Annotated in this window: 12 protein-coding genes; 10 read left to right on the forward strand and 2 right to left on the reverse strand. The window is 64.7% G+C overall.

Features of this window, described 5'->3' with window-relative positions; translation table 11 throughout:
• The first annotated feature begins 11 nt into the window (after nucleotides 1-11).
• From rsxC to gloA, 6 genes are all read left to right on the forward strand, one after another.
• Nucleotides 12-2,444 carry an electron transport complex subunit RsxC gene (gene rsxC, locus MUW49_RS06275; RefSeq protein ID WP_244812533.1) on the forward strand — a complete coding sequence of 811 codons (2,433 nt, stop codon included), beginning with the start codon at nucleotides 12-14 and terminating at the stop codon, nucleotides 2,442-2,444.
• A 3-nt stretch (nucleotides 2,445-2,447) separates the two neighbouring features.
• Complete coding sequence (rsxD, locus tag MUW49_RS06280; protein WP_161470815.1) at nucleotides 2,448-3,500, forward strand: electron transport complex subunit RsxD; 1,053 nt, start codon at nucleotides 2,448-2,450, stop codon at nucleotides 3,498-3,500.
• A 43-nt stretch (nucleotides 3,501-3,543) separates the two neighbouring features.
• Nucleotides 3,544-4,176 (forward strand): electron transport complex subunit RsxG, encoded by a 633-nt coding sequence (gene rsxG / locus MUW49_RS06285; protein ID WP_043156385.1) that lies wholly within the window; start codon nucleotides 3,544-3,546, stop codon nucleotides 4,174-4,176.
• Between the two features lie 16 nt (nucleotides 4,177-4,192).
• Nucleotides 4,193-4,951, forward strand: coding sequence for an electron transport complex subunit E (locus MUW49_RS06290; protein WP_203762263.1), 759 nt, complete (start codon nucleotides 4,193-4,195; stop codon nucleotides 4,949-4,951).
• 14 nt (nucleotides 4,952-4,965) lie between these two features.
• On the forward strand, nucleotides 4,966-5,607 hold the full coding sequence (gene nth, locus MUW49_RS06295; protein ID WP_244812534.1) for an endonuclease III: 642 nt from the start codon (nucleotides 4,966-4,968) through the stop codon (nucleotides 5,605-5,607).
• A gap of 77 nt (nucleotides 5,608-5,684) precedes the next feature.
• Entirely contained in the window at nucleotides 5,685-6,092 is a 408-nt protein-coding gene (gloA, locus tag MUW49_RS06300) for a lactoylglutathione lyase (RefSeq protein WP_039038673.1), read from the forward strand.
• 69 nt (nucleotides 6,093-6,161) lie between these two features.
• Here the strand turns inward: gloA and MUW49_RS06305 are convergent, their stop codons facing one another.
• On the reverse strand, nucleotides 6,162-7,793 hold the full coding sequence (locus tag MUW49_RS06305) for a methyl-accepting chemotaxis protein (protein WP_244812535.1): 1,632 nt from the start codon (nucleotides 7,791-7,793) through the stop codon (nucleotides 6,162-6,164).
• A 295-nt stretch (nucleotides 7,794-8,088) separates the two neighbouring features.
• On the opposite strand from MUW49_RS06305, the gene MUW49_RS06310 reads away from it, so the two are divergent.
• The 4 genes from MUW49_RS06310 (at nucleotide 8,089) to MUW49_RS06325 (ending at nucleotide 11,766) form a co-directional block, all read left to right on the forward strand.
• Nucleotides 8,089-9,018 (forward strand): ZIP family metal transporter, encoded by a 930-nt coding sequence (locus MUW49_RS06310; protein WP_200164866.1) that lies wholly within the window; start codon nucleotides 8,089-8,091, stop codon nucleotides 9,016-9,018.
• Between the two features lie 240 nt (nucleotides 9,019-9,258).
• Entirely contained in the window at nucleotides 9,259-9,951 is a 693-nt protein-coding gene (gene mtnN / locus MUW49_RS06315) for a 5'-methylthioadenosine/S-adenosylhomocysteine nucleosidase (RefSeq protein WP_010674306.1), read from the forward strand.
• 26 nt (nucleotides 9,952-9,977) lie between these two features.
• Nucleotides 9,978-10,910, forward strand: coding sequence for a cobalamin biosynthesis protein (locus MUW49_RS06320; RefSeq protein ID WP_104453268.1), 933 nt, complete (start codon nucleotides 9,978-9,980; stop codon nucleotides 10,908-10,910).
• 61 nt (nucleotides 10,911-10,971) lie between these two features.
• Complete coding sequence (locus MUW49_RS06325) at nucleotides 10,972-11,766, forward strand: cobalamin-binding protein (protein ID WP_244812537.1); 795 nt, start codon at nucleotides 10,972-10,974, stop codon at nucleotides 11,764-11,766.
• Nucleotides 11,767-11,865: 99 nt separating this feature from the next.
• Here MUW49_RS06325 and MUW49_RS06330 read toward each other — a convergent pair whose 3' ends face one another.
• Complete coding sequence (locus MUW49_RS06330; protein ID WP_244812536.1) at nucleotides 11,866-12,060, reverse strand: hypothetical protein; 195 nt, start codon at nucleotides 12,058-12,060, stop codon at nucleotides 11,866-11,868.
• Nucleotides 12,061-12,196 lie beyond the last annotated feature (136 nt).

Consider the following 12,196-nt stretch of genomic DNA (forward strand, 5'->3'; position numbering starts at 1 on the left):
GCGGAGTAACCATGCAGCATCTGCTCGAACGCATCAAAGCCGGCACCCTCTGGGATTTTCACGGTGGCATTCATCCTCCCGAGAACAAGCACCAGTCCAGCCTGATCCCCGTCGTGGACGCGGGTCTCCCTCCACAGCTCATCATCCCGGTGCGCCAGCACGCGGGCCCGGCCGGCGAACTGCTGGTGCGGGTGGGAGACAGGGTCAAGAAGGGGCAACCGCTGACCCGTCATGACAAGGGCCGCATAGTGCCGGTGCACGCCTCCACCTCGGGCACCGTCACCGCCATCGAACAACACACGGTGGCGCACCCCTCGGGCCTGGACGATCTCTGCGTCATCCTGACCCCGGACGGGGAAGATGCCTGGGGTGAGCGCAACCCCCAACCCGACTACTGGAATCTGGAGCGGGGCGAGCTGCTCGATCGCATCCAGCAGGCGGGGGTCGCTGGGCTCGGTGGCGCCGTCTTCCCGACCCACAGCAAGCTCGATGGCCGCGGCCAGCTCACCGAGATCCTGATCGTCAACGGCCTGGAGTGCGAACCCTACATCACCACAGACGATCGTCTGATGCAGGAGTATGCCGACGAGATCATGGAGGGCATACGGGTGCTCAAGCACCTGCTCAAGCCCAAGCTCACCCTGATCGGGGTGGAAGACAACAAGCCGGCGGCCATCGACGCCCTGACACGCCATGCCACAGACGCGGATGTGCTGGTCAAATCGGTGCCGACCAAGTACCCCTCCGGCGGCGCCAAGCAGACCATAGAGCTGCTCACCGGGCGCCAGGTACCCAAGGGGGGCCGGGCGGTCGACATGGGCATCATGGTGCTCAACGTCGCCACCGTCTTTGCCATCAAGCGCGCCATCATCGACGGCGAGCCGCTCATCTCGCGTATCGTCACCCTCACAGGGGATGCCTTCAAGCAACCGGGCAATGCCTGGGTGCGGCTCGGCACGCCGGTGCGCTGGCTGCTGCAGCGCTTCGAGCTGCAACCGGAGGCGGATCAGCGGGTCATCATGGGGGGCCCCATGATGGGCTTCACCCTGCCCCATGCCATGGTGCCCGTGGTCAAGGCCACCAACTGCCTGCTCTCCCCCACCCGCGCCGAGCTGCCGCCCCCCGGCCCCGAACAGGCATGCATCCGTTGCAGCGCCTGTGCCGACGCCTGCCCCGCCAACCTGCTGCCCCAGGAGCTCTACTGGTACAGCCGGGTCAAGGAGTATGACAAGGCCGAGAAGCTCAACCTGTTCGACTGCATAGAGTGCGGGGCCTGTGCCTGGGTCTGCCCGAGCGAGATCCCCCTGGTGCAGTACTACAAGATTGCCAAGGATGACATCCGCGAGGTCCGTGCCGAGCACGAGAAGGCGGAGCGCGCCAAGCAGCGCTTCGAGGCCAAGCAGGCCCGCTTCGAGCGGGACAAGGCCGCGCGGGAGGCTCGCCACGCCGAGGCCGCCGCCCAGCGTCGCCAGGCCATGGCCGCGGCCGGGGGGGATGATCCCGTCGCCGCCGCCCTGGCCCGCATCAAGGCCAAACAGGAGACGGCCCAGGTGGCCGTGAGTGAACCCGCACCGGACAACGAGGCCATGATTGCCGCCCGTGAGGCACGCAAGCAGGAGGCCATCGCCCGTCGTGCCGCCAAGGCCGCCAATGGCGAGGGCAATGGGCTGGCTGACACCCCGGCACCTGGGGAGCAACATCCCAAGGCAGAGCTGGATCCCAAGAAGGCCGCCATCGCCGCCGCCCTGGCACGTGCCAAGGCCAAGAAGGCCGCCCAGGCGCAAGGTGACGGGCCGGTGGTCGCAGGTGAGACATCCGTGAACACAAACGATAACGCCGTTGAGGCCCCGGCCGCAGAGGTGGACCCCAAGAAAGCGGCCATTGCCGCTGCCATCGCCCGGGCCAAGGCCAAGAAGGCCGCCCAGGCGCAAGGGGATGGGCCTGTGGTCGCGGGTGAGACATCCGTGAACACAACCGATAACGCCGTTGAGGCCCCGGCCGCCGCAGAGGTGGACCCCAAGAAAGCGGCCATTGCCGCTGCCATCGCCCGGGCCAAGGCCAAGAAGGCCGCCCAGGCGCAAGGGGATGGGCCTGTGGTCGCGGGTGAGACATCCGTGAACACAACCGATAACGCCGTTGAGGCCCCGGCCGCCGCATCCGAGCCCGCTGCCGAAGTGGACCCCAAGAAGGCGGCCATCGCCGCCGCCATCGCCCGGGCCAAGGCCAAGAAAGCCGCCGAGGCGCAAGGTGACGGGCCGGTGGTCGCAGGTGAGACATCCGTGAACACAACCGATAACGCTGTTGAGGCCCCTGCCGCCGCATCCGGACCCGCCGCCGAGGTGGACCCCAAGAAGGCGGCCATCGCCGCCGCCATCGCCCGGGCCAAAGCCAAGAAGCTGGCGGCCGAGGCTGCCTCCTCCCCTTCGACCGACAAGAGCCACTGATCCATGTTCAATATCGCGAGTGCGCCCTTTGCCCACAACCGCAAACAGACCCAGACCCTGATGGTGCTGGTGATCCTGGCCTGCCTGCCCGGCTTCCTGGCGCAGACCTGGTTCTTCGGCTGGGGGACCCTGATCCAGATCCTGCTGGCGCTGGTCACGGCCCTGGGTTCGGAGGCCCTGGTCCTTCGCCTGCGCGGCCGCCCCGTCAAACCGGCCCTGCTGGATGGCAGCGCGGCGCTCACCGCCGTGCTCATCGGTCTCTCCCTGCCCCCCCTGCTGCCCTGGTGGATGCTGGTGCTGGGCACGGCGTTCGCCATCATCATCGCCAAGCATCTCTATGGCGGGCTCGGTCAGAACCTGTTAAATCCTGCCATGGTGGCCTATGTGCTGCTGCTGGTCTCCTTCCCGGTCCAGATGACCAGCTGGCTGCCCCCCTCCAGCATCGCCGCCTACGACATCGGCTTCGCCGATGCGGCCTCGGTGATCTTCACCGGCTTCAGCCTCGACGGCTACAGCATGCTGCAGCTCAAGCAGGGGGTGGATGGCCTGACCATGGCCACGCCGCTGGATACCTTAAAGACCGGACTGACCCAGGGACTGACCGCCACCGAAGTGATGACCCACAAGGTCTTCGAGGGCTGGGGTGGTATCGGCTGGAGCTGGGTCAACCTCGGCTACCTGCTGGGAGGCCTCTTCCTGCTCCAGCAGAAAGTGATCAACTGGCGCATTCCGACTGCCGTGCTGGGCGCATTGCTGCTCGCTGCCACCCTGGGCTATCTGGCCACCCCGGATGCCACCGCCACCCCCATGCTGCACCTGTTCAGCGGTGCCACCATGCTCGGGGCCTTCTTCATCGCCACCGATCCGGTGAGTGCCAGCACCACCGCAAAGGGGCGCCTCGTCTACGGTGTGCTCATCGGCGTGCTGGTCTATGTCATCCGCCGTTTTGGCGGCTATCCGGATGCCTTCGCCTTCGCCGTGTTGCTGGCCAACCTGTGCGTTCCCCTGATTGACAGTCTGACCCGCCCCAAGGTCTATGGAGCCCGTCGCAAATGAACCCACATCTGAATTGCCACAGACGCGAGACAGGGAGCCTCCCATGTTGAAAAGCATGCGCAAGAATGGCCTGACCCTGGCCCTCTTTGCCCTCGGCTGCACCGCCATGGTGGTGCTGACCAACGAACTGACCCGGGATCGCATCGCCCACCAGCAAGAGCTGGAGAAGCTGCGCACCCTGCAGGCCCTGCTGCCCGAGGGGAGTTATGACAACGATCTGGTGGCCAGTTGCAAGCTGGTCAGCAGCCGGGAATACCTGGGCAGCGATGAGCCCATGCCCCTCTATACCGCCACCCTCAAGGGGGTTCATACCGGCTACGCGCTGGAAACCGTGGCCCCCGATGGTTACAGTGGAGCCATTCGCATGGTGGTCGGCACCGATGCCAAGGGGGCCGTCAGTGCGGTCAGGGTGCTGGCCCACAAGGAAACCCCGGGGCTTGGTGACAAGATAGAACTGAAGAAATCCAGCTGGATCGACAGCTTCACCGGCAAGTCCCTCACGGCCGACAACGACACCACCTGGGCGGTGAAGAAGGATGGCGGCGAATTCGACGCCTTCACCGGGGCAACCATCACCCCGCGGGCCGTGGTCAAGGCGGTGAAAAATTTGCTGAGGCTGCAACAGGAGCACCCCGAACTGCTGCACGATGCCCCCTCCTGCCATACCAACCCCTAACGCCGGAGCACACGCTATGGAACAAGTCGACGTGATTGACACGGCCAGCCAACCCGCCGGGGAAAGTGGCCGCCGCGAAGAGCTCAAGGAGCTGATGTTGCAGGGACTGTGGAAGAACAACCCCTCCCTGGTGCAGGTGCTGGGACTCTGCCCCACCCTGGCGGTTTCCTCCACCTTTACCAATGCGTTGGGGCTCGGCCTTGCCACCATGGTGGTACTGGTCTGCTCCAACCTCGCCGTCTCCCTGGTGCGCAACTGGGTGCCCAAGGATATCCGCATCCCGGTCTACGTGATGATCATCGCGGCCCTGGTGACCAGCGTGCAGCTGTTGATGAACGCCTACACCTACGGCCTCTATCAGGCGCTCGGCATCTTCATCGCCCTCATCGTCACCAACTGCGTCATCATCGGCCGCGCCGAAGCCTATGCCTCCAAGAACCCGCCCCTGCTTGCCGCCCTCGACGGCTTCATGATGGGGCTGGGCTTTACCCTGGTGCTGCTGGTACTGGGGGGCCTTCGCGAGATCATCGGCATGGGCACCCTGTTTGACGGTGCCGAGCTGCTGCTGGGTGACTGGGCCAAGTCATTGCGCGTCGAGCTGTTCCACGCCGACGCCAGCCTGCTGCTGGCGATCCTGCCCCCCGGCGGCTTCATCGGCCTCGGTTTGATGATCGCCGGCAAAAACGCCATCAACGACTGGATGGGCCGCAAGCAGAGTGCCGAGAAGGTCCACTGCACCGTGCCGGCGGCGGGCGCCCGCACTACCCAGCTCTGAGACAAGAGAGAGTCATGAACAACCAGAAACGCAGGCTGATCCTGGAGCGGTTGCGCGATGACAACCCCCATCCCACCACCGAGCTCAACTTCACCACGCCCTTCGAGCTGCTGATCGCCGTGCTGCTCTCGGCCCAGGCCACCGACGTGAGCGTCAACAAGGCCACCGACAAGCTCTACCCGGTGGCCAACACCCCCCAGGCCATGCTGGAACTGGGGGTGGACGGGGTCAAGGAGTACATCAAGACCATTGGCCTCTTCAACACCAAGGCCGAGAACGTCATCAAGACCTGCGCCATCCTGCTGGAGCGCCACGGTGGCGAAGTGCCGGAGAACCGCGAGGCCCTCGAGGCCCTGCCTGGTGTCGGCCGCAAGACCGCCAACGTGGTGCTCAACACCGCCTTCGGCTGGCCCACCATCGCCGTCGACACCCATATCTTCCGGGTCTCCAACCGCACCGGCTTTGCGGTGGCCAAGAACGTCGATCAGGTGGAGGAGAAGCTGCTCAAGGTGGTCCCCGCCGAATTCAAGCTGGACGTGCACCACTGGCTGATCCTGCACGGACGCTACACCTGTCTCGCCCGCAAGCCCCGCTGCGGCTCCTGCATCATCGAAGATTTGTGCGAATACAAAGAGAAGGTCTATCCCGAGAGTTGATCTGCAGGCCTCTGTGGATCCGGTCTCGGGCCATGGATTCAAGGCAGTACCAATCCACCAACCCGGAGAATTGAGCAATGAGAATTCTGCATACCATGTTGCGCGTCGGCGATCTGCAACGTTCCATCGACTTCTACACCCGAGTGCTGGGCATGACACTGCTGCGCAAGAGCGAGAACAGCGAATACAAGTACACCCTGGCCTTCGTCGGCTACGGCGACGAGAAGGATGAAGCCGTCATCGAGCTCACCTACAACTGGGGGGTGAGCGAGTACGAGCTCGGTTCCGCCTATGGTCACATCGCCCTGGAAGCGGACGACATCTATGCCACCTGCGAGGCGCTGCGCGCCGCCGGCGCCAAGATCACCCGAGAACCGGGTCCGGTGAAGGGCGGCACCACCGTCATCGCCTTCGTGGAAGACCCGGACGGTTACAAGATTGAGCTGATTGCCAAGAAAGACGCCGGTAACGGCCTGGGTGCCTGAGCCCACGCCGCCTGGCGGTGAGAAAAACAACGGGGCCCTGGGCCCCGTTTTCATTGGCTGCGGCCACCGTCAGGCCAGGCGGAAGCGCCCCATGCTCTGGCGCAGACCCGCCGCCAGCTGGCTCAGCTCCAGACAGGCTTTGGCGGTGTGATCCGCGCCGGTCGCGACCTCGTTGGAGGAGTCGTTGATGCGCGCCACGTTGCGGCCCAGCTCATCGGAGACCGCATCCTGCTCGCCACAGGCACTGGCAATCTGGATCGCCATGTCGGCTATCTGGGCCACCGCCTCTTCAATCTGACGAATACCCGCGCTGGTGCGTTCGCTCTGGCTCACGCACTGGCGGATCATCTCGCAACTCTGGCCGGTCACCGACTTCGCCCGGTTGGCACGGGCCTGCAGGGTCTCGATGATGGCGACGATTTCGCCGGTGGAGGCCTGGGTACGCCCCGCCAGGGTGCGCACCTCGTCGGCCACCACCGCAAAGCCGCACCCCTGCTCACCGGCACGGGCCGCCTCGATGGCGGCATTGAGTGCCAACAGGTTGGTCTGGTCGGCAATGCCGCGAATGACATCCACCACCAGGTTGATCTGGGCGGACTCTTTCTCCAGTTCACTCACCAGGTTGCCCGCCTGCTCCATCTCACCAGCCACCTGGGTGATGGCATCCAGGGCCCCCTGCACATCCTGACTGCCGCGACGAGCCAGGGCATTGGCAGAGCTTGCCGACTCCGAGGCCACCTCGGTGTTGCCCGCCACATCTGCTACCGTTGCCTTCATCTGGGCCATGGCGGTGGCGACCTGGGCTATCTCCTGCTGCTGACTCTGGATCCCCTGGGATGATTGCTCGGAGACCGCGCTCACCTCCTCGATGGCGGCCCCCAGCTGGGTCACGGCGGCGGCCACCTCCTCGATGAGCCCACGCAGGTTGTCCTGCATCTTGAGGGAGGCGCTGGCCAGCATCCCCAGTTCGTCCTGCCCGATGTGCTGGCGATCCAGCCGATGGGTCAGATCCCCCAGGGCGATGGCATTGGCCTGGGCCACCACGGCTTGCAGGGGCAGGCAGATCTGGCGGGTGAGGAACCAGGTCATGACCCCCATGAAGATCAGCAGGGTCGCGATGCTCACCACGGCAAAGGTCATCACCATGGTGACGCTGCCAAGCAGGCTGCCACGGTTCTCTTCCACAAAGCCAAGATTCACCTTCACCAGGGCACGCACCGCCAGCTCCAGCTCTGTGTAGAGTCCGTTCGAGCGAAACAGCGCCTCCCTGGCCTCATCCCTGCTGCCCTGGAACAACAGGGCATCCACCTGGTTGACGGCCCCCAGATATTGCAGCCACTGCTGCTTGACGCGGTTGAAGGCCTGTCGTTCATGCTCGGCCCCCACGGTTGCCTCGTAGGCATCCATGACCTGTTGCACCTTGCCCAGGCTCTCCTGGATGCGGGCGCGACGAACCTGCCTGTCGACGGCATCTTCCACCATCAGCAGGGCAAACTGGGCACGGCGCACATAGGAGACGTCGTAGAGCAGGTTGTCCACCGAGAGCACGCTTGGCAGGGTGGAGTCGGTGAAGTTCAATACCCGATCCCGAATGTCCCGCAGTTCGGTGGCGAGAAACAGGCCGAAGACGGCGTTGATGACGGCAATGACCGCAAAGACGGCGGCAATCTTCTTGCCGATGGAGAGATGCTTGTAAGACATGTTGGCTGGTGATCCTCGACTGCAGATGTGCAGTGACACAATGATCACATCCGTGTAAGCGGTGACCCGAGACTCCTGACGGGAAATGACGATGGGAGCGAAGAGAGGGGATCCCTTGCTTCCCGCTCGCCCCACGCCGGGCCTGGTGCCCGCCACGAGGCTGCCAGCACAGGAGCGACCAGCTCGACGCAAAACTTGAGCCGATTGCCACAATCGGTCCGCCGTCATGGACAAAGCAGGGGCCAGGTTATGTAATGGCCGCTCGTCTCTCCCCATTCCTGTCTTCAGAGGCCCCATGGACAACGTATCGACCCTCTCCCCTTCCTGGTCTGTCCAACTGCGCGAGCAGATAGCAGATCGCCCCCTCATCGCCCTGGGGCTGCTGCTCGCCCTGGTCGCCGTGCTGCTGCTCCTGGTGCAGAGTCTGGTCGTGCTGGCGGCCGGTGACATCACCGCCGGCATGCGCTATGGCCTCATCGGCGGTGCCGCCGGCTTTGCCGCCACGGCGCTCGGCGCCCTGCCGGCCCTGTTCCTGCGGGCCGTTCCCCAACGGGTGGAAGACGCCATGCTGGGTTTTGCCGCCGGCATGATGCTGTCCGCCAGCGCCTTCTCCCTGTTGCTGCCGGGCCTCGAGGCCGCGGAGGGGATCACAGGCGACGGCTTCCTCGCCGCCGCCGTGGTGGTGACGGGCATGGCTCTCGGCGTCCTGCTGATGCTGGGGCTGGATCAGTTCACCCCCCATGAGCACGACAAGACGGGGCCCTGCGGTCCCGGCCACGAGAGCTGCTCCCGGGTCTGGCTGTTCGTGTTCGCCATCGCCCTGCACAACCTGCCGGAGGGCATGGCCATCGGGGTCAGCTTCTCCCAGGGTGACATGGCCGTCGGTCTGCCGCTCACCACCGCCATCGCCCTGCAGGACATTCCCGAGGGGCTGGCGGTGGCGCTCGCCATGTGCGCCGCCGGTTTTCGTCCTCCGCTGGCCGTGCTGGTGGCCATCGCCAGCGGCCTGCTGGAACCGCTCGGGGCCCTGCTCGGGGTGGGGCTTGCCAGCGGCATGGCCATCGCCTACCCCATTGGTCTGGGGCTCGCGGCCGGCGCCATGCTGTTCGTGGTCTCCCACGAGGTGATCCCCGAGACCCACCGCAACGGCCACCAGACCCACGCCACCCTGGGCCTCATGGTCGGCTTTGCCCTGATGATGACCCTGGATACCGCGCTGGGATAACGCGTCGGCCCCCCGTGCACTCCGTAGTTTCCCACAAAGCGCTTCCCGAGCGGCTGGCCCTGTTCGCCAGCACACTGCAACGGCTTGCAGAGCGCGGCGAGCCGGCCACCCTTGTCCAGCACTACCACTGACGCAGGAGATGCCCCGCCAGCCCCATAGGAATGCTCGGCGCCACCGCCAAGTTTTGCTATCATCCCCGCCAACTTTTTCGGCCCAGCGGCCATCGAGACGAGGTAGATGATGAAAGTAGGTATTATCGGCGCCATGGAGCAGGAAGTAGCCCTCCTGCGCAGCCAGCTGAGCGAGCCCACCACCCTGCAACTGGGCGGCTGCGAGTTCTATCAGGGCAAGCTGGCCGGTAAAGAGGTGATCCTGACCCGCTCCGGCATCGGCAAGGTCGCCGCCAGCGTCGCCACCAGCCTGCTGCTGGAGAAATTCGCCCCCGATTGCGTCATCAACACCGGTTCTGCCGGCGGCTTCGCCCAGGATCTGCACATCGGTGACGTGGTCATCGCGAGCGAGATGCGCTTCCACGACGTGGACGTGACCGCCTTCGGTTACGAAATGGGCCAGATGGCCCAGCAGCCCGCCGCCTTCCCCTGCGACGAAAAACTCATCGCCCTGGCACAGGCCTGCATTGCCGAGCAAGGCAAGCACCAGACCAAGGTCGGGCTCATCTGCACCGGCGATCAGTTCATGTGCAAGCCGGACGCCATCGCGAAAGCCCGTGCCGACTTCCCGCAGATGCTGGCGGTGGAGATGGAAGGGGCCGCCATCGGCCAGGTGTGCCACATGTTCAAGGTGCCCTATCTGGTGGTACGGGCCATGTCGGACATCGCCGGCAAGGAGCAGGTGGAATCCTTCGATGCCTTCATCGAGGTGGCGGGTCAACACTCCGCCGAAGTGATCATCGCGCTGCTCGGCAAGCTGTGATCGACGCCCCCTCCTGGGATGTCCTGATGACCGCCCTCGCCTCCACGACGGCGGGCATCATGGTGGGGGCCGCCCTGCTGGAGGCCCTGCTGCCCTGGCCCGTACGCTTTCGACCCGGCGCAGCCGTGCCTCTGCTCACCCGCCTCGGCCAGAAGGTCTATCGCCCCGACGGCACACCGCGCCAGCAGAGCCAGGCCGGGCTCCTTGCCCTGCTGGTGGTCTGGGTGCCCTGCGCTGCCGGTCTCTGGGCGGTGCGCAATCTCTCCCTGTCCGAGCCCCTGTTCGACCTCCTGTTCCTGCTGCTGATGCTCGAATCCCGCCCCTTGCGGGAACTCGCCCGAGGTAGCTGCGCCCTGGCGACCCAGGAGACGCTGGTCGTGGCGAGGCTGCAGGTCGCCCCCTGGCTCAAGCGGGAAACCGGCAAGCTCTCGGTGATGGGGTTGAACAAGGCGGTGAGCGAGACCTGCGTACTGCGCCTCGTCGGCCAGTGGGCCGCCCCCCTGCTGGGCTTCGCCCTGGCCGGGGTACAGGGTGCCCTGCTGGTGCGGCTCGCCCAGTTGACCCATCTGGCGTGGAACCCCAAGCAGAACGCGTTCGTCCACTTCGGCCGCCCTGCTGCGGCGCTCTATCAGGGTTTCTGCGCCCCTGCCATCCTGCTGCTGGCGCTCCCCCTGTGCCTGACCCAGGTGCGCGGGCTGGGCAACAGAGTGCGACCTGCGTTGCATTGGCCCCATCCCGCCATGGGGGTCCTGCTCGCGCTGCTGGCCCGGGCGACAGGCAGCCGACTCGGCGGCCCCCGCTACTATCAGGGCCAGCTGGTGCGCTTTCCGGTATTTGATGAGGGGAGCGAACCCGATGCCAACCTGCCCCTGCGCCTGCTGCAGCGTCTGCAACTGACCGGCTGGGGCTGGCTCGGGCTCTCGCTACTCCTGACATGGATGGAGCTCAATCATGGCTGATCGCGTTTCCCTTCGTGCCCTGGGCCTGTTTGTCTGCCTGCTGGGCACCTCACTGTGCGCCATGGCCACCCCGCCGCAGCGCATCGTGAGCCTCACTCCCCATCTGACGGAACTGCTGTTCGATATCGGCGCCGGGGATCGCGTGGTCGCCACCGACGATGCCTCCGATTACCCCGTCGACGTGGCCAACCTCCCCAGGGTGGCCAACTATCGCAGCATCAACCTCGAGGCGCTGCTGGCCCAGAAGCCGGATCTGGTAGTGGCCTGGCGCTCCGCCCAGGCCCGCATGCTGGGCCCGGTCGAGCGCCTCGGAATTCCCGTCTTCTACTCGGAGCCCACCGACTTTGCCTCCCTGGCTACCGAGATGCGCAGCCTGGGGCACCTTCTCGGGCTCACGTCCAGGGCCGACGAGCAAGCCCGCGCCTATCTGACCCGGATCGACGCCCTGGCTGCGCGCTACGGCGAGCCCAAGCCCCTGTCTGTCTTCTATCAGCTCTGGTACCCGCCGCTCACCAGCGTCAATAATTCGACCTGGCCGGGGCAGGCCATCACCCTCTGCGGCGGACGCAACATCATGGCGACGACGGGAGCAGCCTACCCCCAGGTCGGGCTGGAGCAGGTGATCAAGGCCAATCCCGGGCTCATCCTGGCTGGCGGCCGGGATCCTTCCGTGCTGGATCACTGGCGGCAGTGGCCCATGCTGGACGCCGTCAAACACCAACGGCTCGCCCTCATCAACGCCGATGAACTGCACCGTTTCACCCCCCGCGCCCTCAACGCGGTGGAGCAGATATGCGAGGCCATACAACTATCGACAGCAACCTCTCAATCTGATCAATTTCCAAGCAATCAATAACAGTGCCATTGATTAACACTTTCAGAATCACATCTGTCCGTCATAGATAAATGGAGTACTGGTTCAACCATAATAGAGATAATCAATATTCCACCTGCATTAATCATTGCCCGTCTTTAATAGCGCATAAAGTGTAATATCGCTGGCCAGCCCTGATTGCTGCAGCCCTTGCGCCAATACGGTCAAGAACTTGGGATTGTGTTGGCGAAGTGTATGGTAGCTATAAAAGAGATCCGTCACATCTTGCTCGGTAAGCGCTTCTTCATCTATCGCGATCAAGGATAAATCCGACATTCCGCACCTGATTTAGGAATAAATTTGCCGATAGCGCTCACCCAATACCTCCAAAATGATCTGCTGGTCTCCTGTTAGCTCCGTTACTTGTGGCGGAGCTTCTCCCAGTCGATATTCATGGATGCCACCAAAGCGC

This window comes from Aeromonas sp. LsrichE-8G (assembly GCF_022869435.1).
GTDB lineage: Bacteria > Pseudomonadota > Gammaproteobacteria > Enterobacterales > Aeromonadaceae > Aeromonas > Aeromonas caviae.

Excerpts from the sequence above, each read along its gene's own strand:
- mtnN (WP_010674306.1), top strand. The coding sequence starts at position 9,259 with ATGAAAGTAGGTATTATCGGCGCCATGGAGCAGGAAGTAGCCCTCCTG.
- MUW49_RS06290 (WP_203762263.1), top strand. The coding sequence starts at position 4,193 with ATGGAACAAGTCGACGTGATTGACACGGCCAGCCAACCCGCCGGGGAA.
- rsxG (WP_043156385.1), top strand. The coding sequence starts at position 3,544 with ATGTTGAAAAGCATGCGCAAGAATGGCCTGACCCTGGCCCTCTTTGCC.
- rsxD (WP_161470815.1), top strand. The coding sequence starts at position 2,448 with ATGTTCAATATCGCGAGTGCGCCCTTTGCCCACAACCGCAAACAGACC.
- MUW49_RS06310 (WP_200164866.1), top strand. The coding sequence starts at position 8,089 with ATGGACAACGTATCGACCCTCTCCCCTTCCTGGTCTGTCCAACTGCGC.
- rsxC (WP_244812533.1), top strand. The coding sequence starts at position 12 with ATGCAGCATCTGCTCGAACGCATCAAAGCCGGCACCCTCTGGGATTTT.
- MUW49_RS06330 (WP_244812536.1), bottom strand. The coding sequence starts at position 12,060 with ATGTCGGATTTATCCTTGATCGCGATAGATGAAGAAGCGCTTACCGAG.
- MUW49_RS06320 (WP_104453268.1), top strand. The coding sequence starts at position 9,978 with ATGACCGCCCTCGCCTCCACGACGGCGGGCATCATGGTGGGGGCCGCC.
- nth (WP_244812534.1), top strand. The coding sequence starts at position 4,966 with ATGAACAACCAGAAACGCAGGCTGATCCTGGAGCGGTTGCGCGATGAC.
- gloA (WP_039038673.1), top strand. The coding sequence starts at position 5,685 with ATGAGAATTCTGCATACCATGTTGCGCGTCGGCGATCTGCAACGTTCC.
- MUW49_RS06305 (WP_244812535.1), bottom strand. The coding sequence starts at position 7,793 with ATGTCTTACAAGCATCTCTCCATCGGCAAGAAGATTGCCGCCGTCTTT.
- MUW49_RS06325 (WP_244812537.1), top strand. The coding sequence starts at position 10,972 with ATGGCCACCCCGCCGCAGCGCATCGTGAGCCTCACTCCCCATCTGACG.